Raw genomic sequence first — 23,724 nt, 5'->3', positions numbered from 1 at the left:
GCCTTGCCAGCGCGGACGGAACAATACAAACCACAACACCAACAATAGCGGAGCCCTCGATTGGCAGACTTCACAGGCAACAAGCGCGGCAAGAAACGTGACGGCAGCCGACCGTAAGCTGGGGCAGGGGATGCGTGCGAAACGGCGGCCAGCCCAAGCATCCGAGCCTGCAGCCGTGCCGCGGTCGACCGCATGGCGATGGCCCGCGTTGCTGCTGATCCTGTCCGGCGCCGCGGGCCTGGTTTATCAGGTGCTGTGGATCAAGCAGCTTTCGCTGGTGGTCGGCGTCGAGGTGCAGGCGGTGACCACCGGTGTCAGCGCGTTCTTCGCGGGCCTGGCGCTTGGCGGCTGGCTGGTTGGCCGTCACGCCGATCGCAGTACCTCCGCCTGGCGGCTATACCTCTGGCTCGAAGTCGCCATTGCCTTGCTGGGCATTGGCGCGACGCTGGCGCTGGCTCATGCGGCGGCGCCGTTCGCATGGCTGCAGTTGCGCGCGGGGGCCGTGGCGTGGGCGCTTCCGGTGCTGCTGGTCGGCCTGCCCGCGGTCGCAATGGGCGGCACGCTGCCGGCGCTGCTCCGGGCGGTGACGCCCGCCGAGCACGAACTCGGTGGCCACGGCGGCCGGTTCTACGCGGCCAACACGGCCGGTGCCATTGCGGGCACGCTGCTCGCGGGGTTTGTGTGGATTCCTGCGTTCGGCGTCACGGGTAGCGCCTGCGCGGCAGCCGCGCTGAACCTGCTGGCCGCACTCGGCGCGTACTGGATGGTCCGCCGCGCCCCCAAAGCGACCACCCAGACCGTGCCACAGGCGCAAGTCGAGGCAACGCCAAGGACTGGGCAGCGCACACTGGCGCTCACGCTTTATGCCTTGGCCGGCGGTATCGCGCTTGGCTACGAGGTGGTCTGGTCGCAAGCCATTGTCCAGTTCCTGAGCACGCGCGCATTCGCGTTCGCGGTGATGCTTGCCACGTATCTGGCGGGCCTCATGCTTGGCAGTGCGCTGGTGGCACGCAAGGTCGATCGAGCCAGGGACCCTTGGGGTGTGTTCGCGGCGCTGGTTGTCGGCGCGGGGCTGGCGGGTCTGGTCGAATTCGCATGGCTGGGTGAATGGCTCCCGGCCGCCCAGTCCGTGGTGTCACAACGCGTGCTCGGCGCCACCGGCAGCCAGCTTGCCGCCATGTGCGCGAGCTTTGGCATGGCGGCATTTTGTATTGTGTTCGTGCCGACGGTGCTGCTTGGCGCGGCGTTTCCGTATGTCGTGCGACTCTCCGTCGATGTCTCGCGCCCCGGTTCAGGGCTCGGCGCCGTGCTTGCAGTGAATACGCTGGGCGGTATTGCTGGCTCGGTGCTGGCCGGCTTCGTGCTGGTGCCGTGGATCGGCGTGGTCCATACGCTCGGCGTGCTGGCCGTGGCGAGCGGCGTCGTGGCGCTGCTGGCTACCGCATTCGGCACCGGCGTGCACCGCTTCGCACGGGTGGCCGTGCCGTTGCTGGCCGTGGTGACCTTGATCGTGGCCGTGGTGACGCCGGCCGATCGGCTTGCCGCATTGCTGGCGCAGACGCGCGGCGGTGAACTTGTTTTCTACGAGGAAAGCCGCGGCGCCACGGTAGCCGTGGTCGAGCAGGGCAAGGCCCGTCAACCGTTCCGGCGGCTCTATATTCAGGGCGTATCGAATTCCGGCGATACGATGACGTCGCTGCGCTATATGCGGCTGCAGGCGCTGCTGCCCCTGCTGATCCACAACGGCGCACCGCGCTCCACCCTGGTGATCGGCCTTGGGACCGGTATTACCGCAGGCGCGCTGCTGCAGTATCCGGGGCTCGAGCATCGGGTAGTGGCCGAGTTGCTGCCCGCCGTGGTGCGTGCCGCGCCGAACTTCCAGGGTAACTACGGCGTGACTGGCGACAAGCGCGTCGACATCCGCTTGCGCGACGGTCGGCGCGAGCTGCTGCAAAGCGCCCAGCGTTACGACCTGATCACGCTGGAACCGCCGCCGCCGTCGGCCAGCGGTGTCGTGAACCTGTATTCGCGCGATTTCTATCGTCTCGCCGCGCAGCGTCTGGAGACGGGCGGCATTGTGGCGCAATGGCTGCCCCTGCCGACGCAGAATCCCGAGGACACCCGCTCGCTGGTGCGTAGCTTCCTCGATGTGTTTCCGCACGCCACGCTCTGGACCACCGAACTGCACGAGATGCTGTTGGTTGGATCATTGCAGCCGGTCACGCTTGACGTGGCGCGTATTCAGTCGCGTTTCGCCGATGCCGGGGTCAGCGCCGCGCTGCGGTCCGTCGGCGTGGCATCGCCCGCCGCCTTGCTGGCCACCTACGTGACCGACCGCACCGGCCTCGACTGGTTTGCCAGCGACGCGCCCGCCGTTACAGACGACCGTCCGCGCATCGAATACTCGGGCTGGGTGCGCAAGCAGTCGTTCCCGCCCGTGCTGGAGGAGTTGCTGAATCTCTCGTCCGAGCCGCAACTGCAAGGCGCGGACGACGCACTGCAAGTCGCCATCCGGCGCGAGCGGGCCAACCTGCATCTGTTCTATCGCGCCGGGCTCGATGCATACCGGGGCGACCGCCAGCAATGGCTGCGCGATATCACGCAGGTGATGCGCGAGGATCCGGGCAATCCGTACTACAACTGGTTCACGGGAGGCGCGCAATGAGCGCTCGCGACGATTTTCTGGCGCTGCAGGCACGTATGGGCGAAACCATTGTCGGCCAGGCACGCATGATCGAGCGGTTGTTGCTTGGGCTGCTTGCCGACGGGCACCTGCTGGTGGAAGGCCTGCCGGGGCTGGCCAAGACCCGTGCCATCAAGAGTCTGGCGAAGCATCTCGACGCGCGGCTGTCGCGCGTGCAGTTCACGCCAGACCTGCTGCCCGCCGACATCACCGGCTCGGACATCTATTACAGCGAAGGCGGCAAGGGCGAATTTCGCTTCCAGCCCGGTCCGCTGTTCGCGAACCTGATTCTGGCGGATGAAGTCAACCGTTCCCCGGCCAAGGTGCAATCGGCGTTGCTCGAAGCCATGGAGGAGCGGCAGGTCACCGTGGGCGGTAATACGCACCCGCTGGAACGGCTGTTCCTGGTCATGGCCACGCAGAACCCGATCGAGCAGGAAGGCACTTATCCGCTGCCAGAAGCGCAGATGGACCGCTTTCTGATGCACGTGAACGTTGACTATCCTGCGGCCGATGCCGAAGCGGAGATCATCCGGCTGGCGCGTGCCGAGGAAGAACCGGACACCCATCAGGGCGATGCCGGGAGTAGCGAAACTCGCATGTCCCCGGCAACAGTGTTCGACGCGCGCCGGCAAATCCACGAGATCAAGGTGAGCGAGCCGGTGGAGCGCTATATCGTCGCGCTTGTGCAGGCCACGCGCGAGCCCGCGCGTCTCGACGACGATCTGAAACGCTGGATCGAGGTGGGTGTGAGCCCGCGTGGTTCGATTGGTCTCGACAAGGTCGCGCGGGCGATGGCCTGGCTGCGCGGGCGCGACTACGTCACCCCCGAGGACGTGCAGGCGGTGGTGCACGACGTGTTCCGGCACCGGCTGATCCTCTCGTACGACGCCCACGCGGCGGGGGTCAGCGCAAACGCGGTCATCGACCGCCTGGTGCAGCGGGTGGCGGTGGCCTGAGGCCATCCGGCTCCGTTATGAAACCCGATACCGCCGCACTCGGCCGCTCGCCGGCCCAGCACAAGACGCTTCCGTCCAGCGCCACGCCCGGCGTCAATGTCGATGCGGCATCGCTGGCCGCGCTTGAGGCTGCTGCGCGGGACTTCCATTTCCTGTCGCGCCAGCCCGTGCACAGCCTGCTGTCGGGGCGCCACGGGTCACGCGTGCGGGGCCGTGGGCTGGCCTTCGAGGAATTGCGCCCCTACCTGCCCGGGGACGACGTTCGGACGATGGACTGGCGCGTGACGGCGCGAACTGGCAAACCACACGTACGGGTCTATGCCGAGGAAAAGGAACGCCCGGCGCTGGTGGTGGTGGATCAGCGCATCAACATGTTCTTCGGCAGCCGCCGTGCGATGAAATCGGTGGCGGCGGCGGAAGTGGCCGCGCTGGCCACGTGGCGAATGGTGGCAGAGGGGGACCGCGTGGGCGGTGTCGTCTTCGGCGACAAGGAAGTGACCGCGCTGACACCGCAGCGCAGCCAGCACGGCGTGCTTCACCTGCTTGGCGAATTGGCACGCCACAATCAGGCGCTGCGCGCGGACGCCCCGGCCAGCCAGGGCGCCAGCCAGTTGAACGCGGCGTTGCAACACGCGCTGCAACTGGCCCGTCACGACTATCTGGTTATCGTCATCAGCGACTTCAGCGGCAACGATGCGCAGACCCGCGACCTGATGCTCGAACTGCGCCGTCGCAACGACATGTTGTCGGTGCTGGTCTATGACCCGTTCCTGCTGAACCTACCCGACTCCGGTCACCTCGTGGTCAGCGACGGCGAACTGCAGGTGGAACTCGGCTTTGGCCGGGAGACGCTCCGGAGTGCGATTCACCGCTTCGCGGACGATCACAATGCGGCGCTGGTCGAGTGGCACAACGGGATTGGCGTGCCGCTGCTCCCGGTATCGGCAGCTGAGGATACGGCGCTGCAACTGCGCCGGCTGCTGGGATACCCTGCCGATGCGTCGCCGCGGCGCGGCAGGGCATAGAACGCAGCTTCGGGCCGGATGTGCAGTCCAAGCACCCTCAATTGGCCGTTATGACGGCGAAGCTCAACTGGCGGCGACTCCTGCCGAAAAACAAGCCGCATCTGGGTCAACGTCTGGGTCAACGTCTGGGTCGATTCCGCTGAGCTAGCAGTTCTCGATCAGCGTGTGGGCGATAACCGCAAACTGCGGCTACACTCGGCTCCAGTTTCCGATGACAATGCCTGCATTCCGAACCCTACACCCCCACGCCCAGCACTCTCATGTACGTCCCTGCCCATTTCGAAGAATCGCGCCCTGAGGCTCTCCATGCGTTGATGACCGCGTATCCATTTGGCACGCTGGTCACGCATGGCAGGAACGGTCTGGATGCGAATCACATTCCCTTCCATCTCGATCCCTCGCAAGGGCCGAATGGGATGCTGAAGGCTCACGTTGCCCGCGCCAACCCGGTCTGGCAGGACGTGGCGGACGGTGATGAGGTACTGGTGATCTTCCGCGCCGCTGATGCGTATATCTCGCCGAACTGGTATCCGAGCAAGCACGAGGCCCACAAGCAGGTGCCCACGTGGAACTACATGGTCGTGCACGCGCACGGTCGCATCACGATTCGCGACGATGAACGCTTCGTGCGCGGCGTCGTGGCCCATCTGACGCGCACGCACGAGGCCACGCAACCGAGGCCGTGGAAGATGTCCGACGCCCCGTCGGATTTCGTCGACACGATGCTCAAGGCGATCGTCGGTATCGAGATCGAGATCACGCGACTGGAAGGCAAGTTGAAGCTGAGTCAGAACAAGGAAGTGCGCGACATCCGTGGCGCGGGCACGGCGCTGGCCGAGCAGGGCAGCACAACGCTCGGCGAAGCGATGCTGGCCCGCGCAGATGCCAAGGAGCGGGGCGAGACCCAGTAATTCCCGGGCCTTCCACCCTTTGCCTTCCGCCTCTCAGCGTCCCGTCGCGTACCGGGGCGCGGGAGTGTTGGTCGATAGCAGGCCCGCCATCGCCTGGCGCGCGCCTTCATACGCATTCCATTGCTCGATCGCGTGCAGCGGTGGAATCGTCACCAGCTCGCCACGATCGAAGCCTACCAGCGCCGCATCGACCATCGCTTCAGCCGGCATGACGATCGCCTTGTCGAGATGTTCGATCGGCAGGCCACCGGTTTCCCAGAAGTCCGTGGCGGTCGCCCCCGGCAGTACCGCCTGCACGCGCAGCCCCTTGGCCGCGAGTTCGTGATGCAGCGACTGGCTGAATGCCAGCACGAACGCCTTGCTGCCGCCGTACACCCCGTTCAGGATTTCGGGCGCGATGCCGACGATCGACGAAATATTGATGATCGCGCCACGGCCGCGCGCGACGAATCCCGGCACGGCGGCATAGGTCAGGCGCGTCAGCGCGGTGACGTTGAGGTCGATCATCCGGTTCATGGCATCGACATCGCTGTCGAGCAGTGGCGTGTGCGTGCCGACGCCTGCGTTGTTGACCAGCAGCGTGATGCTGGCGTCCTGCCGCAGCTTTTCCTCCACCCGTGCGAGCGATTGGCGGTCGTTGAGATCAGCCGGGAAGACTTCGACCACGCGCTGCGTATCGTCAGTGATGCGCCGGGCCAGGGTGTCGAGCTTGTCGCGATTGCGGGCGACGAGGATCAGGTCATAGCCGCGGCGTGCCAGACGGTCTGCGTAGATGGCGCCGATGCCCGAGGATGCGCCGGTAACCAGGGCCGTGCCGAGATGAGTTTGCGTCATGGTGTTCTCCTTGCGATGTCGTGCGATGGGGATTCGAAAATCGGGATGCGTTGAATCCATGCATTGCATCGTAAAGCGACTTGACCATGGCAGAAATGACGATTATGGTCATGTTTTAGGACATGGGTGCGACGAGGCCAATCATGCACAACATCGGCTTCCTGCTGACGGACGGTTTTCAGGTGATGGCGCTGGCGACGCAGAGCGTCTTCGAGTACGCGAATCTCGTGGCCGGCGAGCCTTTCTATCGCATCAGGAATTACTCGATCGACGGTGGTCCGGTCGTGTCTTCGCTGGGGATGACGGTAGAGACGCACGCGGCAAGCGCGCGCGTGGCCGTCGATACCTGGGTGCTGGCCGGCGTTGGCGACCCAGTCGCGCAGCCAACACCCGCACCGGTACTGGCGTTCGTGAGCAAGGCGGTGCCGCGCGCGCGCCGGACGGCGTCGATTTGCACGGGGGCGTTCATTCTGGCGGAAGCCGGTCTGCTCGATGGCCGACGCGCGACCACGCACTGGGCCTTCGCGCGCGACATGAAACGGCTCCATCCGGACATCAAGGTAGAGGACGATCGCATCTACATCGTCGATGGCGCGATCTGGACGTCGGCGGGCATGACGGCCGGCCTGGATCTGGCGCTTGCCATGGTCGAAAAGGATCTGGGCGCGGACATCGCGCGGTCGGTCGCCCACAAGCTGGTGATGCACCAGCGGCGCTCGGGTGGACAGTCACAGCACTCGGAGCTACTGGATATGGCGCCGAAATCCGACCGTATCCAGAGTGCGCTGGATTACGCGCGCAAGAACCTGAGCCAGGCACTGACGGTGGAGGAACTGGCGGAGACGGTGCATCTGAGCCCACGCCAGTTCAGCCGCGTGTTCACCGCGGAGACCGGGCAGTCGCCGGCCAAGGCGATCGAGAATCTGAGGCTGGAAGCGGCGCGGCTGATGATCGAACAGAGTCGCCACCCGTTGGAAGTCGTGGCGCGGGAGGCCGGCTTTCGAGACCGGCGCCATATGCGCGAGGCGTTCCTGCGGGGGTTCGGCGTGCCGCCGCAGGCGGTGCGGCGGGAGGCCCGTGAGTAGCAGGCGCTGGTGCCAGCGGCTCAGATGGCCGCGAGCGCCTCGATATCGAACAGTTCGATGCGCTTCCCATCCACGCGGATCAGGCCTTCGCGCTGGAAGCGGGAGAACGTGCGGCTGACCGTTTCGAGCTTGATGCCGAGGTAGCTGCCGATTTCCTCGCGGGTCATGCGCAGCGTGAAGTCGCGCGAAGCATAGCCGCGTTCCTGCAGGCGACACGACACGTTGATCAGGAATGCCGCTACACGCTGTTCCGAAGTCATGCCCGACAGCAGGATCATCTGCTTGGACTCGCGCAGGATCTCGCGGCTCAGCATCCGGTGGAAATGCTGTTGCACGCTCTTGACGTCGCGGCACAGTCCTTCGAGCGGTGAGAACGGCAGCACGCAGACGGCACTGTCTTCGAGCGCAATCGCGTCGCAGTCATACTCGCCTTCGCCAATCGCCCCAAGGCCGACCGTTTCTCCCGGCAGGAAGAAGCCGGTGACGTGCTCATGGCCGCCAGCGTGGGTGGCCACGGTCTTCAGCGATCCCGACCGGACGGTGTAGAGGTTCTGGAATTTGTCGCCGGAGCGGTACAGGTATTCGCCACGATGCACCATGCGCCAGTGGCTGACCACGGCTTCCAGTTGCGGAAGCTCCTCCGGTTCGAGAGACGAGGCGATGCAGAGGCGGCGCAGGCCGCAATCCATGCAGCGCGCCTGGAAATGCCGCGTCGTGCTCGGCGCGTGCGCATGTCCGGTGCATTCCCCATCCATTCCTGCTTCGACGGTTGACCCCTCTACCACTTCATACATGATGCTCTCCCCTGGGGCCGTCAGGCGTTCACCGCCAAATCAAGGTTCTTTGATCTGAATAACTCCCCATCTGCGCGGAAGTATGCCTTGTGATCGGAAAGGCTGAAATCAGCGTCGGCTGATACCTGTGTCAGGGTCTGGAGTGCGCGTGTAAGGGTTACCTGACAGGTCGGGCTTTGCCTACGCGCAGCACAGGTGCTCCCGATAGCCGAGGCAAGGTAGTTCGCCTTCGATTGAGTCCTCCTTCAGACGGTTGATTGCCGCGACTTGTACCGACAATGTTTGGTTTCCTGGCCGTCATGTATTTGACTTGAGGCAAGCGCGGAGCATCTTTGGCGATTAAAGTGCACAAGACGGTATCCATTCTTGCCGCCCGATCGCCCCCTTGCCTGGAGCCCCCATGGATTTCAAGACCATTCTCGTCGATCTTGCCGCTGATCCGGCGCGCGATGCGCGTCTGGATGCCGCGCTGACGCTGGCGTCGCTGTTCACCGCCCGGGTCGTCGGACTGACCGCCACTGGCACCTTGCTGGATCCATTCCGGAGCGCCGGCGAGGAGACCGCGCGTTATCAGCAGATGCGCGCCGACATGCTGCGCAACCTGAAACAGGCCGATGCCGCTGCGCTCGATGCGGCAGTGGCGCGACGTGGGCGGGGCATCGAGATTTCACACGTGGTGGTCGAGCAGGAGGCGGGCTGGGCGCTGACCTCGCGCGGTGTCAGCAGCGATCTGATTCTGCCGGCGCCGCCGTCGCTGGCGCAAGATACGCCGGCGCTGATGGCCACTTCCGCCGAGTATGTGCTGCTGAACTCTGGCCGTCCGATTCTGGTGATACCACCTGGTGGCAGCCTGGTGCCGGGCGGCACCGTCGTGGTGGCCTGGGACGGGCGGCGCGAAGCCGCGCGCGCTATGAGAGATGCGTTGCCGCTGCTGGCACTGGCATCGCGTGTGATCCTGCAGGTGGTGCTCAGCGGCGCGGGGCCGAACGAGCATGGCGCGGCCGAGGCCGTGCGCTGGCTGGCCGATCACGGCGTCAGCGCTTCGCTGCGTATCGACGAGGCCGCGTCGCCAGCTGACAGCCTGATGCGCGTGACGCGCAACGAGGCAGCCGATCTGCTGGTGACCGGCGGCTACGGCCACTCACGGCTCGGCGAACTCGTGATGGGCGGAACCACGCGCACGCTGCTGCGCAACGCACCGGTGCCACTGCTGATGTCGCATTGAAGCGCGTGGTACGTACTGTTTTGCCATCGTTTCAAAGCCAGTGAGCGGCTACGGCAATACTGACAACACCGCTACTGACGACGCCAACACCAACATCACAGACCATGCACATCCAGTTCCTTGGGGCAACGGACACCGTGACCGGTTCGCGCTTTCTGATCGACACCGGAGAAGCGCGGGTGCTGATCGACTGCGGACTGTTTCAGGGCTACAAGGCCCTGCGGCTACGTAACTGGGATCGCTTTCCGATCAGCCCGGAAAGTCTCGATGCCGTGGTGTTGACACATGCGCATATCGACCACAGCGGCTATCTGCCCCTGTTGGTGAAACGCGGTTACAAGGGGCGCGTGCACTGTACGACGGGAACCGCGGAGCTTTGCGGCCTGCTGCTGCCGGACAGCGCCCATCTGGCGGAAGAAGACGCCAACTATGCCAACCGCAAGGGGTATTCGCGTCATCAACCGGCGCTGCCGCTCTATACCGTGGCGGATGCCATGCATGCGCTGGAACATCTGAAGCCCGCGCCTTACAGCAAGCGCGTGACAATCGCACGCGGTGTGGAAGCGGAGTTTCATCGCGCGGGCCATATTCTTGGCTCGTCCAGCGTGACGATCCATGCCAAGGGCCGGCGCATCCTGTTCTCCGGCGACCTCGGCCCGCAGGACGACATGCTGATGCGGCCGCCGGAGCCGCCCACCGCGGCGGATTACCTCATCGTGGAATCGACTTACGGTGACCGCCTGCACCCGGAGGGCGATCCCATCGAGCTGCTGGCCGATATCATCCGCAAGACCGTTGCCCGGGGCGGCAGCGTGATCATTCCCGTCTTTGCGGTTGGGCGCGCCCAGTTGCTGCTGTATTGCCTCTACCGGCTGCGCCAGCGACGGCGCTTTCCCGATGTGCCCATCTATCTGAACAGCCCGATGGCCATTGACGCCACGCGGATTCTCACCGAGCACACGGACGAACTGCGCATCGACCCCGAAACGTGCGCGGCTGCTTGTTCGGTGGCGATTCCGACCCGGAGCATGGAGGAGTCGATCCGCATCAACCGGGTGGATCAGCCGAAAATCATCCTGGCCGGTAGCGGAATGTTGACCGGCGGGCGCGTGGTGCATCACCTTGAATCGTTCGGGCAGGACCCGCGCAGCACTTTTCTGCTGGTGGGGTTCCAGGCGGCGGGAACGCGGGGGGCGACGCTGGCGTCCGGTCAGCGCACATTGCGTATGCACGGGCGCGAAGTCGAACTGCGTGCTTCAGTCGAACAGATTCGCCATTTCTCGGCACATGCCGATGCGGATGGGCTGATGGACTGGATGAGTGCCATCGGGACGCCGCCACGGCAGACGTTCATCGTCCACGGCGAGCCCGGTGCCGCCGATGCGCTACGCCAGCGCATCGAGCATTCGCTGCATTGGGATGTCACGATGCCCGAGTACCGGGGTATCTATCCGCTCGACTAAGCGCCCGACTAAGCGCTCGACTAAGCGCTCGACTAAGCGCTCGACTGAGCGCCCGAGCAAGGGGTGTCGGCGCGGCTAGTAGGAAAAGAGGGTGGGAATCGTGGCGTGGCGCAGCACGGTGTCCGTCACGCCACCCAGCAATTCCTCGCGCAGCAGTCCCCGGCCATATGCGCCACAAACCAGCAGGTCGGCCCGGCGCTGGCCGGCGATGGCAAGCAGTGACTCGCCGATATCGGCCGATCGTTCCAGCACCATCTCGACCATGCTCGCGTGCACGCCATGCCGAGCCAGCCAGTTTGCCGCGTAGGCGGGCGGGGAGAGCTCGGCCTTGCGGCGCGCGTGCGGAGGAATGCAGGACACCACGTCGACCTGGGTGGCGCGCTTGAGCAACGGCAACGCGTCATGCAGCGCACGCGCGGATTCGCGGGTACCGTTCCAGGCCACCACGATCGAGCTATAGGGGAAGGTGGAGGCGTCCGGCAGCGGCCCTTGAGGAATGACCAGCACCGGGCGGCCACTCGAAAGAATGGCCGTCTCAACGAAGTGCCGGGCTACCTCGCTGTCGGTGTTCAATCGGTCCGGCTGGCCGACGATCAGCAGGTCGGCCAGCCGGCCTTCGCACTGGATGGCGTCGGTGGGTGCGCCCTCGCCGACGCGCCAGTCGACGGCAAACGTCGCGGCTTCGGTGGCGATATCGAAGGCTTCCCGGGCGGCTTCACATGCGGCGCCAAGATCCGGCTCGTAGGCCTGGCGCTCGCGGCGGCCGTCCGCAGTGCGGTAGACCCACGCTGGCTCGTCCGCGCTTAGCGAGAGCAGGCCGATCAGCGTGGCGTTAAACGATCCGGCCAGCGCCACGGCATGACAGAGCCGGGCCTCCACTGATTGCGAGGCATCGACGTGGACCATGATCGCCGAGATGTCCATGTGGTCTCCTGAAAAAGCAAGGCGCTTCGGCGCCATTTGGGTCTCAAATGTATGCGTGATGTGCCGCGTATGGTTGCGACAGATCAAGAGCGCCTGATTCGGTGGGCTCGGGTCGTCTTGCGATACATCAACCATGGAGCCTTGGCACGTCCTATGCTGGGTCAGTGAGGGCACGTGGCCCGGACTGAGGAGACCGATATGTATGAACGCATCCTGGTTGCCGTGGATGGCAGCCCGTCTTCCGACCTGGCCATTGCGCAGGCAGCCGGGCTGGCCAAGGGCATGGGCGCGGAGGTGAAGGTCCTGTTCGTGGTGGACGAGGGCGAAGTGTTCCTTGAGGCAGGTTTCGTCAATCCGCAGGACATCCTGAATGGGCTGACGGACTTCGGCAAGAAGGCCCTGGCTGCCGCCGCTCGCCGTCTCCAGGACGCTGGCGTGCGGTTTCAAACCGAACTGGCAGAGAAGTCGGCGGTGCCGGGTGACATCGCCGGCGCGATCGTCGGCTATGCCGACCGCTGGCCAGCCGATGTGATCGTGATGGGTACGCGCGGCCGACGCGGTGTGCGCCGCATGATCATGGGTAGCGTCTCTGAAGGTGTGGTGGCCAAGACCAGCAAGCCGGTGCTGCTGATTCGCGGCGAGGCGGCCTGAACGACGGGGCTGTGGCTGGGGGTCACGACGCTATAGCTTGTCTTCGTCGCCGAACAGCCTCGCCTCGATCGCATAGCGGACCAGCGCGGCGTCGCTGCGAAGCTGGAGTTTTTCCATCAGGCGCATCTTGTAGGTGCTGACCGTCTTGGCGCTGACGCACAGCGCGGCGGCGATCTGCGTGAGCGACTCGCCGTCGACGATGCGCCGGAAGACCTCGAGTTCACGATCCGACAGGCCCTCGTGCGGCGCATCGGGCTTTTCCTGCAGGCCCAGCGCCAGCTTTTCGGCCATGGCGGGGCTGACGTAGGTGCCGCCCGCGGCCACCTTCCTCAGCGCCTCCACCAGTTCTGTCGCCGCGCTTTCCTTGGTCAGGTAGCCAGCCGCGCCGGCACGGAAGGCGCGGACCACATACTGTTCCTCCGCGTGCATCGTCAGCACGAGGATTCGTAGTGCCGGATGATCGGTCCGCAGCTGCCGGATCAGTTCCAGCCCGTTCCGGCCGGGCATCGACAGGTCCAGCAGGATGACATGCGGCGACAGCTCGCGCACGAGTTGTGGCACTTCGGTACCGCGGGCTGCTTCGCCAACCACCTCGAAGTCGCTGGTGCGTTCGAGGATATGGCGCAATCCGTTGCGCACCACAGTGTGATCGTCTGCAATGATCACGCGAATCATGCCTGGGTCTCCTTGCAATCCGGATGACCCGGAAACGTGACGACGAGTTCGAAGCCCTCGCCGGGCGAATGTTCGATGGACACCGTGCCACCCAGCAGGCGTGCCCGTTCCCGGATCCCAAGCAGGCCGAACGAGCGTCGCGCGCCGTCCTTCGGCTGGCCGTTCCAGCCGCGCCCGTCATCGTGCACGCGCAGCACGTACTGGTCGTGATCGTGGTTCTGGTTCGGGTTCTGGTGCGTCAGCGTTACCCAGGCCTCGCTGGCGTCCGCATGATGCACGACGTTGTTGAGCGCCTCCTGGACGATCCGGAACACAGCGGTGGCGGCTTGTTCGGTGACGTCGATCTCCTCGGGGGTCCGCGTGCTCACCGGAATCGCGTAGCGCCGGCTGAAATCCTTGGCCAGCCAGTCCAGCGCGGCAGCGAGGCCCAGTTCATCGAGCAACGCGGGCCGCAGATCGGATGAAATCCTGCGCACGGCGGCGATGGTTTCGTCGATGACAGTGTGCATGGCGCTGACCTGTCCGAGCGCACGCACAGCGCCGCAGTCGGTACGCAAGTCGGTCTCCAGCATCACCAGATCCATTTTCAGCGCGCTCAGGCGCTGGCCCAGATCGTCGTGAAGCTCGCGCGCGACGCGTCGCTTTTCGTCCTCGCGCGCTGCCAGGATGCTGTCCGACAGCGCCTGGAGTTCCTCGCGGGACCGCTGCAGCGCAGTCTCGGCACGCACGCGAGCGGTGACGTCGCGCAGCATGACCGTAAAAAGCTTGTGTCCGGCACCATCGGAGGTCTGCGAGATCGACGCTTCGATCGGGAATTCGGTTCCGTCCTGACGCAGGGCGTGCAGCGTGAGCTGGCGCCCCATCTGCCGGTCGGAAACACCGGTCACGCCAAAACGCGTGACGTGCGCCGCATGGGCAGTGCGGAAACGGGCAGGGATGAAATCGCCAAGGGGGCGGCCCATGGCCTGTTCCGCCGGCAAGCCAAACAGCTTTTCCGCCATCGGGTTGAACAGCACCACGCGCTGTTCTTCGTCCACCGAGATGATGGCTTCCATCGACGAGCGGATGATTCCCGCCAGCCGTGTTTCGTTTTCGGCGATTCGCCGGTCGCCATTGTCATCGGTGCCCGTCACGGCTTCCGGCCCCATTCCCAACTCCTGTCCTGGATTCGTGGTCGGTGGCGGGCGACTTGCTGCTCCAGCCAGAATCTGTATTCGTAATTATGCGATGAAACATGGGGGTGGCGCCACGCGTGTGCCCAATATCCATCGAGCAAGCGCTATACCGGTTTCGTGCCCGGAGTACAAGCAATCCGGGCTCCGGCAGCGTCAAGCGTGCGTCATGGGTGAATCAGGAGGATGCGAATGCAGCAGGAACGCAGTTTCGGACTCAGTAGAGATCGTTGTTACCAAATCGGGGTGGCGATTGATTATTGACGCCTTGGTATTTCATTTTCTTATTTCGGTCTATTAATACGATATCGGGCGATTTTTATCGTGGGAGATATTGTCGCCAATACCCCCTCAAGGTGATCACGCTATACCGCAGGGCCGACATTCATCACTTGGTGCAGGCGGAAGGCTGGACAGTGGAAGACGATAGCGTTGCGGTGCCTCCGACGCAGATCACCAGCCATGGGTTTGCTTCCATGATCAAGCTATTGCGATAAGAAAAGTTATCGCAATGGCATGGGTAAATGTTAAGATTCCGCCATGACGAATCGCCCGACCGCCACGCACATGGACTTTCCCGACGCCGCTGCCCTGGCCGCCCTGCGAGCCTGGCATGCGGGACTTTCCACGCGTGACGCGGTCTCTCGGTATCTGGACGATGCGCGGGCCACGGGCCAGTCCTCGCGCGGGATGGTGAGCAAGATTCGCCGGCAGCTTGCCGCCTATGCGCGCTACCGGCTGCGTGAAGATCTTGCGCAATTGTTCGAATTCCCGGCCGCCGAACGGGCGGCGAAGGGTAGGGAAGCAGACCACGCAATCGAAACACTCCGTGGCTTGCCGCCTCCAGCACCGGCGATTTCCGACGATATCGGCCTGTGGCTGGCACCGACTGCCGTGGAGGCCCTGCGCGCTTGCGACATTCACACGCTGGCTGACCTCACTGTGCGAATCCCGCGCCGGCGCCAGTGGTGGCGCGGCATTTCCGGGCTGGGAGTGGCGGGCGCCAGGCGAATCGAGGCGTTCTTCGCCGGCCATCCGCAACTCACGGCTCGCGCGCGGGCGCTAATCGAAGCCGAGCCGCGCGGCGTGATCGTGCCCTGGGAGAAGATGGGGCGACTGCCGCATGAGGTGGACGGCTCGCTCGGCCAGTTCCGCGCGCCGCGCGAGACCTCCACGCTGAACGCGGACAACGACTACGCGGCTGTGCAAGCGTGGCTGGGGTTGCACGAATCGCCGTCTACGCTGCGTGCCTATCGCAAGGAAGCCGAGAGGCTGATCCTCTGGGCGATCATCGAGCGCGGGCGGCCGCTGTCGTCGCTGACCACCGAGGACGCCACGGCCTACCGGAACTTCCTGCGCCAACCCGCGCCGCGCGAACGCTGGGTAGGGCCCGCCCGGCCGCGTGGCGCCACGGATTGGAAGCCGTTTGCTGACGGGCTGTCGCCACGCTCGGCAGCCTACAGCCTGCAGGTGCTTGGGGCGCTGTTTCGCTGGCTGGTGCAGCAACGCTACGTGCTGGCCAACCCGTTCGCCGGCATCAAGGTGCGGGGCGGCGCCAAGACGGCCGCGCTCGATGTATCGCACGCGTTCTCCGAAGGGGAATGGCTGCTGACGCGCAGCATCGCGGATGGCCTGGAGTGGTCATACGGCTGGGAAGCCTCCGCCGCCCAACGGCTGCGCTTTATCCTGGATTTCACATACGCGACGGGACTGCGGGCGAGCGAACTGGTCGGCGCCACGCTGCGCAATGTCGAAACCGACGTGCACGGCGATCACTGGTTGCGGCTGGTGGGCAAGGGCGCGAAGGCGGGCAGGGTGGCGCTGCCGACGATGGCCCGCAACGCGCTTGACCGCTATCTGGTTGAGCGGGGCTTGCCGGTGACACGCGCCCTCTGGGACCCGACGACGCCGATCGTCGGCAATCTAGGTTCCGACGAAGCCGGCGGCATCACCGGCGCGCGATTGTGGATGGTGATCAAGCGCTTCTTCGGCACCGCCGCCGACCAGCTCGAAGCCGAACGCCCGGCCACCGCCGAAAAGCTGCGCCGCGCCAGCCCACACTGGCTGCGCCATACGCACGCCACCCATGCGCTGGCGCGCGGCGCGGAACTGACCACGGTGCGAGACAACCTGCGCCATGCGTCGGTCTCGACCACGTCACTGTATCTACATGGCGACGATGTGAAGCGTGCCAGGCAGATGGACGACGCGTTCCAGTGACGGCTAACAGACACGTGCCGGCCATGTGACGGATGGCTCGAACGCGGACAGCGGTATTCCCAAGCCTGGCCCCCGGGGCATCGCCCAGATTGCATCAGATTGCGTCAACGCAAACGGCGGGCTGCTTCGGTGCTCTAGCCTGACGGATCATTCCGCCTGCTTGTCGAGCCTCCTCATGTCGCATTCCGAGATTCCCTGCGCGGCCACTGCGCTGCGCGACCAGCTGTTTGTCAGCGGTACCGATCTGTTCGCGCTGGGTCACTACCCTGGCAATCCCGTTTACCCCGGTGCGTTGATGCTCGATCGCATGTTGATCATGGCCGCGGCGCTGGCCGGTCAGGCGTTCGGCCAGGAGGCCTGGGCGCGGCGCGTGAAACGGGTTCAGTACCTCGGCGTGGTCGTGCCCGGAGATGTCGTCGGACTTGATGTGTCCATCGTCGAGCGCGACGGCGATCAGGTTACGTGTCTTGCCGTGGCGCACGTTCAGGGCAATGCGCGTGTGCAAGCCACGATCGTGTGCGTGCCGAACGCGGAGCCGGTTTCGGCGCCGCTCGAATGTGACGTTGCCAGCGAGGCACCGGCGCTGACGCATCCCGACATCGCCCGCCTGCTGCCGCATCGCTACCCATTCCTGCTGCTGGACACCGTGCGCAGCTTCACTCCGCGTGAGCACATCCTGGCCACGAAGGTCATCAACCGTGAATCCCCGATTCTGGGGGCGCACCCGCCCGCCGCATATCCGGCCTCACTGGCGATCGAGTCGTTCGGCCAGGCCGGCGTCACGCTGTTCTGCCTGAGCCAGGACAACGCCTCGCCGGCGCAGGTGCTGGTCGGGCTGATGCGCGACGTTACCGTGCATCGGACCATTCCCTACGACACGGTACTGACGCTGGATGTCCGCATCGACCGCCTGCGCTCCAATGCCGTGATTTTTGGTGGTGACATCCGGATCGGCGAGGAGTCCGTCATCCACGTAGGCAGTCTCGTGGTCATGATCGGACCGGAGCAGCCCTTGGCGGGCGCGTAGTCAGCGCTCAGCGCGGTGCCCAGCCGCCCGGCTCAGGTGTCGCGCCGACCGCTCCCGTGGCCAGGGCCAGCGCGGCTGCCGCCGATAGCGCGCCACTGTAAGCGTCGGCCGATGCATTCCGCGCCAGCAGTAGCTGGTTCTGGGCCAGGTTGGCATCCGTGACCGTGCCGACGCCCTTGCGGTAGGCCGCGAACGCGGCGTCGTACGTGATCTGGGCGGCGTCGGCCAGGGCCTTGGCGGCTTCGTATGCCGCAAGGCTGGTTTCGAGCGCGCTCTGACTGACCACAACCTGCCGCACCGATTCTTCCTTGGCCCGCGTGAGTTTGGTCGACGCGCTGTCGGCGTCGTTGCGCGCCTGCGTCAGCACCGCCGACCGCAGCCCGCCGTCGTAGATCGGCACGGTAATGCCGAGGAACACGCTGGCGCCATAGCGGTAGCCATTCAGGTTCACGGTTGGCGCCTGCTGGGCCACCGAGGGGATCGCCGTAATCGAAGACCCGCCCGACGCATACGACGTGAACGCCGACATGAACACCTTGGGCAGGAATTCGGCTTCGGCCGCCTTGACCTTGGCCTGGCTGGCCCGCTCGATTGCGTAGGCGCCCAGCACGTCGGGTCGCCGCGCGATGGCTGATTCCACGATCTGCTCGACGGAGCTATGCAGCGCCGGCGACAGCGGACGGACTGGCATCTCGGCGATACGCGGCTTCGACAATGGCGAGATGCCGATCGCGGTGACCAGCGCCAGGTAGGCATCGGTCTCCGCGCCCCGCGCCTGCACCATCGCCAGGTTGGTCTGCGCGCGGTTCTGTGTGGCCTGGGCAACTTCCACAACGGTACCGATACCGCGCTGAAAGCGGGACTTGGCGGCTGCCAGCACGGCATCGGCGTTTTCCATGGCCTGCTGCACGGTGCCCGCGCGGGTGCGCGCTGCCTGATAGCGGTAGAACGCCACGCTGACGTCGTGGATGATGCGCTGGTGGGCGGCCGTGAACGCAATGTTTGCCGCGAGCGAAGTCTGTTCGGCGGCTTCGACAATGCCCGCGCGCTCGCCGAAATCGAACAGCAGCCATTGCAGCGACAGCACGCCCACGCCGCCGTGGCCAGACGAATTTGTGCCGACCGATCCGAGTGCGCCCGATACCGAACCGTGCCCATTCTGGTAGCCGCCCAGCGCGGAAGCGGAGATCTGCGGCAGATAGCTACTCTTCGCGATCCCCGCAGCCAGCGCGGCGTTGCGTGCATCGTTCCAGGCCACGCGTGTTATCGGATTCGCCGATTCGGCCATGTCGATCAGCTCGGGCAACGTGTAGGGATACGCCGGATCGAGTGCCGCTGGCGGTGTGATCGACGCCAGCGCCGAATTGGCTGGCAGCCGGTAGTCGGCCGGCTTGCCGGTGTTGGCCGTTGCGGAGGGCTTGCCCGGCACGAGTTCTCCGGATGCCGTGGTCGTAGGCTGCCACGGACGATCGGGCTGCTCCGGCGCAAGGTCGAGCGACGCCGTCGCGCAACCGGCAAGGCTGGCGCCGAGCAGCATCAGCGGGAAAATCGGTAATCCTGTTCTAGGCATGCAACGGTGATCCGGTGGCGGCGGCCGGCGGATCGTCCTGGCGCGGAGCGGCGAGATGCCGGTCAACCAGGGCGAGCAGCGCGTCGCGCGGGGAATGCTGCGGAGAAAGCGGGGCCGCGCTTGTTACGGGCGCGTGGCCATCCATGCGAACGGCCTGCAGACGTCGATCGACCTCCGGATCGCCCGGAAATCGCTCCGCCAGCAGAAAAAGCGGACCGGCTACGGCGTCCAGCGTTGCCAGATGGCGCTGGCGGGCCTCGATCCAGTCAGTGCCGGGGCCGACCAATGCCGGCTCATATCTGGCCAGGATCAGGTCCTGCGTGATGGCGCCATGCAGCGCCAACGCGGCGGCGGCGTTTTGCCGCTGTGCTTCGCGCCGCGGCGTGGCAATTAGTTGCCGCCATTGCCGCACCATGTCATGGAGCGCGGCTTCGATCCGCCCTGAAATGCTGACCGGCCAGATGCGCGTGAAGACCAGGAATGTCACCAGATTGCCGATCACGATGCCGATGGTCCGGTCCCGCGCAATCGTCAGGTCGTAGCCGGGTCCGGCTCCCTGAATCACGCAGAGGTAGAACGCGAACGCGATCTGGAAGCCCGCATACGAGATACGGGGCGACCCCTGCGCGACCCAGGCGGCTACCCATGTGCCCGTGAAGACCAGCATCAGGAGCCCACCGACGGAATCGATCGACGGTACGACATAGACCAGCGCGGCAGTGCCGATCAGCGCGCCGATCAGGCAGCCAGCCAGCCGCAGCGAGAGCTTTTCGACCGTTTCGGCCGCGGTCGACAGCGATACCAGGTAGACCGTGATGAAGCAGGTATGGATGCCAGGCCAGTTCAGTTGCTGGTAGAGCACGTAGCAGAACATTGCCGCGCCGGTGGTCTTGAGCGCGTAGCGGATGTGCTCGGGATTCGTGAAGGCATCCGCGCTGAGGAATCCGCCTTTTTTCTCTTCCGTTGCGTTGGGGGCCTCGGCGAGGGCCGCGTTGGCCTGTGCGCTCGGTGCATCCGCATCGGTGAAGCCGACGATGGCGTCACGCAGTTCCACGGCGATGGCCTGCTGCACTGGCGCGAGCGATTCGAGCGCGGGAAGCGCCAGCGTGATTTCCACCGGGTAGCCGCCCGCCTGGAGCATCGCCGCCATCTGATCGAGCGTGTCCGCAATCGGGGTGCGGAAGGCGGCCGGCAAGCGGGCGTTCGGCTGCCGGAGCGCCATGTCGGCGGCGATCAGAATGGCCGTGGTCGACGCGGCGGCCCGTCGCAGCGCCGCAAGGTCTTCGGCGCGGGACAGCCCCTCGATCTTCGCCAGCTTCAGCCACATGCCGACGGGTTGCGTGCCGTCGCGCAGCAGCGGGACGAGCATGGCCGGGGCGGCGTCCTCCTGTCGCAGGCTGGCAGCAGCCATGCGCAGGCAATGGGCGAGCCGGTCGCCCGCCAACCGGCGTGGCGAAGGTCCCATCACGAGATTGACCGCTACATTCACGCCAATCGGAATCGCTACCATCAGCCACGCGTAGAGCAGGGCGCGCGTGGCGGCCTCTCCGCCCGGGACCAGTCCGAGTTCATCGAGCCCGAAGCCGATGATCATTGCCACGATGGCGCCGATCGGCCGAAGCTTGCTGGCCGACGTGAGAAACAGCAGCGCGGCCGACAGGACGGCCATGAAGGCCAGCCGCCGCAGCGAATCGTCGACACTGAAGTTGGCCAGCACGATCACCAGGCCAATGATCAGGCTGACCAGCACCAACGCTGCCACACTCATCACGATGCTGACGGTGCGATCTTCCCGGTTGATGAAGAAGATGACGTAGGCAGAGATAGCGGCTTCCGGCGTGCCGTAGATGGCGGTGACGAGCACCGTCAGCACGCTCGCCACGGTGATACGGGTGGTGGCGGCCGCCCGGCCGGGCGTCGGCGCGAGCAGGGCGCCGATGTCGCCCAGGCCGAGGCGCAGCTTGTCAGCGGCAGGCTGCGCCATGCCGGATCTCGACGTTTGCGCTGGCGCCGGCGCGGGCCAGCGTCTCGGGCGGATCTTCGAGCCGGATGCGAACCGGGAAACGCTTGGCGACGCGTACCCAGTTCACCGAGGCCTGCACGTAGGGCAGCGAGCGCGGCAGGTTGAGCCGTTCCGTATCGGTGATGCCCGCGCCGATGCCGGTCACGGTGCCGCGTATCGCCTTGCGCCGGTCGATCATCGAGTAGACCGTGGCGCAGTCGCCGATATGAATATCGGCTAGCGATGTCTCCCGGAAGTTCGCCACGGCAAACCATTCGCCGGTATGAACGAGCAGGAACAGCGACTGGTTTGGAATCACGACTTCACCGGCCAGCACGGAGAGCCCGGTGACGCGGCCTTCCTGCGGGGCATGGACTACGGTGTCCTGCAACGCGCGCTGGGCGATTGCGAGCGCGGCTTCCCGGGCGTGGACCGCGGCGATGGCGTCGTCGTCGTTGCCGATGGCTTGCGTGGATGCCGAGTGCTGGACGTTCGCCTGCTTGAGCGAGACCGCCGCGTCATGCTGCGCCACCTGGGCCTGGTCGAGCTGCTGCTTTGGCACGTAGCCATCGGCGGCCAGCGGGCGCAGGCGTTCCACCGTGCGTGCCGTCAAGGCGTAGTTTTGCGCCGCGCGCGTGGTCTGCTCGGAGGCGATCGACGCGGCCGCGCGTTCGCTGACGATCGTGCGCCGCCGCGTGCCGAGGCCCGCCTGCGCGAGTTCGAGGTCTGCCCGCGCCTGGTCCACCGCCAGCTTGTAAGGCACAGGGTCGATTTCGAATAGCACGTCGCCCTTGGCTACGTGCTGGTTCTCGGTGACGGCGATGCGGGCGATGCGTCCGCCTACCGGCGAGGCCACATGAACGACATCGGCGTCGAGCGTGGCATCGTCCGACGACGGATGGTGCACGGTGCGCTCATAGGCATAGACGGAAAGCAACACGGCCACCAGCACGATGGCCAGGGTAATGACCCGGCCGCGCAGCGGCCCCTTTTGAACGCCGGCCATTTTCATAGGAGATGCCCCGTACCGATCAGCCAGACGATCTCGGCGATGATCAGGCCAATTGCTGTATTGACAATTAATTGGGAACGAACAGTTTCCGCCCAACCGGTTTTCACGAACACGCGGTACGAAACCACGGCGCCGAAAATACCGATGACGGCGCTTAACAGCCACAATGGAAAATAAGCGCCAAACAGGCCGACCGAAGGCGCTCCGGCGCATCCTTCAAGTAGACAAGTCAACGTGCCGATAATGGCCATGCGAGCCCGAAGCCCAAGCCGGGCAACGGTTTTCGGGGAAAAAGCACCGGGCATCCGCATCACTCGGGAAGCCGATGGGCTGATGTATCAGCAAATTCAGGAAACTGGCGAGCGGAATACCGGGGACCGGTTGTAGACGTGGACAGTTCAGAGGTCATGGATAGCGTCGCTCACATGCATGAAACCGAGACAAAATCGGCTCAGGCAATATAACAGCGCACATTGACGCTTGTCCAAAGGTGATTGATTGGTAATTCGAACAGGGCACTCGAACGCTTGCAACAGATACGGCGGTAGAGTAAGGGCCAACAGGCACGACCAGGGAAGACAGGGAAGAATCAAGGGCAGACTGCAATGCGAAGGGAAATTCTGGCAAATGAGATCGAGCTGGGACAGCCACTGAAGTCGGCGTTGGTCGATGAACTGGGCTTTCCCGTGGCGGATGAGGGAACCGTCTTCCAGACCGGGGACGAAGTTGCGCTCGTGCTGCAGGCGGGACGTTGTTTCTGGGCGGACGACATGGCGCCGCTCAGGCCGGACGAGCCATCGCCCCCATGGGCCGGCGGTTACGGGCTGCTGGTCGGCACGCTGCTGCACGTCAAGCGACCGGGCGATCTGGAACGCGCCTGGGTGAGCCGCTTGATCGGTTTCAACGATGACGCCGTGTTCGTGGCGTGGCCCGGCCTGGCCGGCATGTCTGCGGAGCCCTGCGACGGCGATCTGGTGCTGGTCCGCGGTTTCACGGGCACCAGCATCCACAGCTTTTCGGCACGTGTCCGGGCGACTTCGCGCACGCCGTTCCCTTATTGGATGCTGACGGACATCAGCCATGTCGATGCCCGTGAAATGCGTGGCAGCATCCGTGTGCCGGTCCGGCTGGCGGGACGAATGTCCCGTGTGGACGGGGCCGAAGCCCCTCAGACCGTGCTGATCACGGACCTGAGTACCGGCGGCGTGTCGGTTTCCACGGCCAACGACGCGCTGACCGCGCCGGGCTTGCAGGTGCGGCTGGCGTTCACGCTCCGCACCGGGGGGATCAAGTCGACCTTCTCGTTGGAGGGCTGGACGCGGCAGGACCCGAATGCTGGCGCCGCCGCACCGTACCATAGCGTCGGCGTGGCGTTTGACGGCTATGGCGAACGCGAGGCGCTGCTGCTGCGCTCCTTCGTCCACGAACAGTTGCTGGAAAGCGCGACCATGCGTCCGGCAAAGCTGGCGAAGGACTAGCCGCCGACGGGGCG

The 23,724-nt window shown here is 65.3% G+C and carries 20 protein-coding genes; 11 read left to right on the top strand and 9 right to left on the bottom strand.

Annotated elements, in window-relative coordinates; all coding sequences use genetic code 11:
- Nucleotides 1-130 precede the first annotated feature (130 nt).
- The 4 genes from RMET_RS23315 (at nucleotide 131) to RMET_RS23300 (ending at nucleotide 5,578) form a co-directional block, all read left to right on the top strand.
- Nucleotides 131-2,665, top strand: a complete 2,535-nt coding sequence (locus RMET_RS23315; RefSeq protein WP_011518985.1) for a fused MFS/spermidine synthase — start codon at nucleotides 131-133, stop codon at nucleotides 2,663-2,665.
- Nucleotides 2,662-3,642 carry an AAA family ATPase gene (locus RMET_RS23310; RefSeq protein WP_011518984.1) on the top strand — a complete coding sequence of 327 codons (981 nt, stop codon included), beginning with the start codon at nucleotides 2,662-2,664 and terminating at the stop codon, nucleotides 3,640-3,642. Before RMET_RS23315 ends, RMET_RS23310 begins: the two co-directional genes overlap by 4 nt.
- Before the next feature lie 17 nt (nucleotides 3,643-3,659).
- A complete protein-coding gene (locus RMET_RS23305) occupies nucleotides 3,660-4,667 on the top strand; it encodes a DUF58 domain-containing protein (RefSeq protein WP_011518983.1) in 1,008 nt (335 codons plus the stop codon).
- Between the two features lie 260 nt (nucleotides 4,668-4,927).
- Complete coding sequence (locus tag RMET_RS23300) at nucleotides 4,928-5,578, top strand: FMN-binding negative transcriptional regulator (protein WP_011518982.1); 651 nt, start codon at nucleotides 4,928-4,930, stop codon at nucleotides 5,576-5,578.
- A gap of 33 nt (nucleotides 5,579-5,611) precedes the next feature.
- On the opposite strand, the gene RMET_RS23295 is transcribed toward RMET_RS23300, so the two are convergent.
- Nucleotides 5,612-6,412, bottom strand: coding sequence for an SDR family NAD(P)-dependent oxidoreductase (locus RMET_RS23295; protein ID WP_011518981.1), 801 nt, complete (start codon nucleotides 6,410-6,412; stop codon nucleotides 5,612-5,614).
- Nucleotides 6,413-6,555: 143 nt separating this feature from the next.
- Between RMET_RS23295 and RMET_RS23290 the strand changes: the two genes are divergently transcribed.
- Complete coding sequence (locus RMET_RS23290; protein WP_011518980.1) at nucleotides 6,556-7,497, top strand: GlxA family transcriptional regulator; 942 nt, start codon at nucleotides 6,556-6,558, stop codon at nucleotides 7,495-7,497.
- 20 nt (nucleotides 7,498-7,517) lie between these two features.
- Here RMET_RS23290 and RMET_RS23285 read toward each other — a convergent pair whose 3' ends face one another.
- Nucleotides 7,518-8,291 carry a helix-turn-helix domain-containing protein gene (locus RMET_RS23285; RefSeq protein ID WP_011518979.1) on the bottom strand — a complete coding sequence of 258 codons (774 nt, stop codon included), beginning with the start codon at nucleotides 8,289-8,291 and terminating at the stop codon, nucleotides 7,518-7,520.
- Nucleotides 8,292-8,691: 400 nt separating this feature from the next.
- On the opposite strand from RMET_RS23285, the gene RMET_RS23280 reads away from it, so the two are divergent.
- Together RMET_RS23280 and RMET_RS23275 are read left to right on the top strand one after the other, a co-directional pair.
- Nucleotides 8,692-9,516, top strand: a complete 825-nt coding sequence (locus RMET_RS23280; protein WP_011518978.1) for a universal stress protein — start codon at nucleotides 8,692-8,694, stop codon at nucleotides 9,514-9,516.
- Between the two features lie 104 nt (nucleotides 9,517-9,620).
- The gene (locus tag RMET_RS23275; protein ID WP_011518977.1) at nucleotides 9,621-10,979 is read left to right on the top strand and encodes an MBL fold metallo-hydrolase RNA specificity domain-containing protein; all 1,359 of its coding nucleotides are present in this window, start codon (nucleotides 9,621-9,623) and stop codon (nucleotides 10,977-10,979) included.
- Between the two features lie 75 nt (nucleotides 10,980-11,054).
- Here RMET_RS23275 and RMET_RS23270 read toward each other — a convergent pair whose 3' ends face one another.
- On the bottom strand, nucleotides 11,055-11,903 hold the full coding sequence (locus RMET_RS23270) for a universal stress protein (RefSeq protein ID WP_011518976.1): 849 nt from the start codon (nucleotides 11,901-11,903) through the stop codon (nucleotides 11,055-11,057).
- A gap of 198 nt (nucleotides 11,904-12,101) precedes the next feature.
- On the opposite strand from RMET_RS23270, the gene RMET_RS23265 reads away from it, so the two are divergent.
- Complete coding sequence (locus RMET_RS23265) at nucleotides 12,102-12,554, top strand: universal stress protein (protein WP_011518975.1); 453 nt, start codon at nucleotides 12,102-12,104, stop codon at nucleotides 12,552-12,554.
- A 30-nt stretch (nucleotides 12,555-12,584) separates the two neighbouring features.
- Here the strand turns inward: RMET_RS23265 and RMET_RS23260 are convergent, their stop codons facing one another.
- Entirely contained in the window at nucleotides 12,585-13,229 is a 645-nt protein-coding gene (locus RMET_RS23260; protein ID WP_011518974.1) for a response regulator, read from the bottom strand.
- Nucleotides 13,226-14,377 (bottom strand): sensor histidine kinase, encoded by a 1,152-nt coding sequence (locus RMET_RS23255; protein WP_011518973.1) that lies wholly within the window; start codon nucleotides 14,375-14,377, stop codon nucleotides 13,226-13,228. The genes RMET_RS23260 and RMET_RS23255 overlap by 4 nt, the downstream gene beginning before the upstream one ends.
- A 564-nt stretch (nucleotides 14,378-14,941) precedes the next feature.
- On the opposite strand from RMET_RS23255, the gene RMET_RS23250 reads away from it, so the two are divergent.
- Both RMET_RS23250 and RMET_RS23245 read left to right on the top strand, forming a co-directional pair.
- A complete protein-coding gene (locus tag RMET_RS23250) occupies nucleotides 14,942-16,621 on the top strand; it encodes a site-specific integrase (protein ID WP_011518972.1) in 1,680 nt (559 codons plus the stop codon).
- A 175-nt stretch (nucleotides 16,622-16,796) separates the two neighbouring features.
- Entirely contained in the window at nucleotides 16,797-17,648 is an 852-nt protein-coding gene (locus tag RMET_RS23245) for a beta-hydroxyacyl-ACP dehydratase (protein ID WP_011518971.1), read from the top strand.
- A 7-nt stretch (nucleotides 17,649-17,655) separates the two neighbouring features.
- On the opposite strand, the gene RMET_RS23240 is transcribed toward RMET_RS23245, so the two are convergent.
- Genes RMET_RS23240 through RMET_RS23225 form a run of 4 tightly spaced genes read right to left on the bottom strand, consistent with a single transcriptional unit; the run spans nucleotide 17,656 to nucleotide 22,483 of the window.
- Nucleotides 17,656-19,218: a TolC family protein gene (locus RMET_RS23240; protein ID WP_011518970.1), complete on the bottom strand. Its 1,563-nt coding sequence runs from the start codon at nucleotides 19,216-19,218 to the stop codon at nucleotides 17,656-17,658.
- A complete protein-coding gene (locus tag RMET_RS23235; RefSeq protein WP_011518969.1) occupies nucleotides 19,211-21,202 on the bottom strand; it encodes an FUSC family protein in 1,992 nt (663 codons plus the stop codon). The genes RMET_RS23240 and RMET_RS23235 overlap by 8 nt, the downstream gene beginning before the upstream one ends.
- Entirely contained in the window at nucleotides 21,183-22,232 is a 1,050-nt protein-coding gene (gene mdtN / locus RMET_RS23230) for a multidrug transporter subunit MdtN (RefSeq protein WP_011518968.1), read from the bottom strand. Before mdtN ends, RMET_RS23235 begins: the two co-directional genes overlap by 20 nt.
- The gene (locus RMET_RS23225) at nucleotides 22,229-22,483 is read right to left on the bottom strand and encodes a YtcA family lipoprotein (RefSeq protein ID WP_008643890.1); all 255 of its coding nucleotides are present in this window, start codon (nucleotides 22,481-22,483) and stop codon (nucleotides 22,229-22,231) included. The genes mdtN and RMET_RS23225 overlap by 4 nt, the downstream gene beginning before the upstream one ends.
- A 354-nt stretch (nucleotides 22,484-22,837) precedes the next feature.
- On the opposite strand from RMET_RS23225, the gene RMET_RS23220 reads away from it, so the two are divergent.
- A complete protein-coding gene (locus tag RMET_RS23220) occupies nucleotides 22,838-23,710 on the top strand; it encodes a flagellar brake domain-containing protein (protein ID WP_011518966.1) in 873 nt (290 codons plus the stop codon).
- The last annotated feature ends 14 nt before the right edge of the window (nucleotides 23,711-23,724 follow it).

The sequence above is a fragment of the Cupriavidus metallidurans CH34 genome, from assembly GCF_000196015.1.
Lineage (GTDB): Bacteria > Pseudomonadota > Gammaproteobacteria > Burkholderiales > Burkholderiaceae > Cupriavidus > Cupriavidus metallidurans.
The sequence above is the reverse complement of the archived record's forward strand: the minus strand, read 5'-3'. Positions and strand labels throughout refer to the sequence as shown.

Bases quoted from the DNA above. Each gene is read 5' to 3' on its own strand.
- RMET_RS23315 (WP_011518985.1), top strand. From the start codon at position 131: ATGCGTGCGAAACGGCGGCCAGCCCAAGCATCCGAGCCTGCAGCCGTG.
- RMET_RS23310 (WP_011518984.1), top strand. From the start codon at position 2,662: ATGAGCGCTCGCGACGATTTTCTGGCGCTGCAGGCACGTATGGGCGAA.
- RMET_RS23305 (WP_011518983.1), top strand. From the start codon at position 3,660: ATGAAACCCGATACCGCCGCACTCGGCCGCTCGCCGGCCCAGCACAAG.
- RMET_RS23300 (WP_011518982.1), top strand. From the start codon at position 4,928: ATGTACGTCCCTGCCCATTTCGAAGAATCGCGCCCTGAGGCTCTCCAT.
- RMET_RS23295 (WP_011518981.1), bottom strand. From the start codon at position 6,412: ATGACGCAAACTCATCTCGGCACGGCCCTGGTTACCGGCGCATCCTCG.
- RMET_RS23290 (WP_011518980.1), top strand. From the start codon at position 6,556: ATGCACAACATCGGCTTCCTGCTGACGGACGGTTTTCAGGTGATGGCG.
- RMET_RS23285 (WP_011518979.1), bottom strand. From the start codon at position 8,291: ATGTATGAAGTGGTAGAGGGGTCAACCGTCGAAGCAGGAATGGATGGG.
- RMET_RS23280 (WP_011518978.1), top strand. From the start codon at position 8,692: ATGGATTTCAAGACCATTCTCGTCGATCTTGCCGCTGATCCGGCGCGC.
- RMET_RS23275 (WP_011518977.1), top strand. From the start codon at position 9,621: ATGCACATCCAGTTCCTTGGGGCAACGGACACCGTGACCGGTTCGCGC.
- RMET_RS23270 (WP_011518976.1), bottom strand. From the start codon at position 11,903: ATGGACATCTCGGCGATCATGGTCCACGTCGATGCCTCGCAATCAGTG.
- RMET_RS23265 (WP_011518975.1), top strand. From the start codon at position 12,102: ATGTATGAACGCATCCTGGTTGCCGTGGATGGCAGCCCGTCTTCCGAC.
- RMET_RS23260 (WP_011518974.1), bottom strand. From the start codon at position 13,229: ATGATTCGCGTGATCATTGCAGACGATCACACTGTGGTGCGCAACGGA.
- RMET_RS23255 (WP_011518973.1), bottom strand. From the start codon at position 14,377: ATGGGGCCGGAAGCCGTGACGGGCACCGATGACAATGGCGACCGGCGA.
- RMET_RS23250 (WP_011518972.1), top strand. From the start codon at position 14,942: ATGACGAATCGCCCGACCGCCACGCACATGGACTTTCCCGACGCCGCT.
- RMET_RS23245 (WP_011518971.1), top strand. From the start codon at position 16,797: ATGTCGCATTCCGAGATTCCCTGCGCGGCCACTGCGCTGCGCGACCAG.
- RMET_RS23240 (WP_011518970.1), bottom strand. From the start codon at position 19,218: ATGCCTAGAACAGGATTACCGATTTTCCCGCTGATGCTGCTCGGCGCC.
- RMET_RS23235 (WP_011518969.1), bottom strand. From the start codon at position 21,202: ATGGCGCAGCCTGCCGCTGACAAGCTGCGCCTCGGCCTGGGCGACATC.
- mdtN (WP_011518968.1), bottom strand. From the start codon at position 22,232: ATGAAAATGGCCGGCGTTCAAAAGGGGCCGCTGCGCGGCCGGGTCATT.
- RMET_RS23225 (WP_008643890.1), bottom strand. From the start codon at position 22,483: ATGGCCATTATCGGCACGTTGACTTGTCTACTTGAAGGATGCGCCGGA.
- RMET_RS23220 (WP_011518966.1), top strand. From the start codon at position 22,838: ATGCGAAGGGAAATTCTGGCAAATGAGATCGAGCTGGGACAGCCACTG.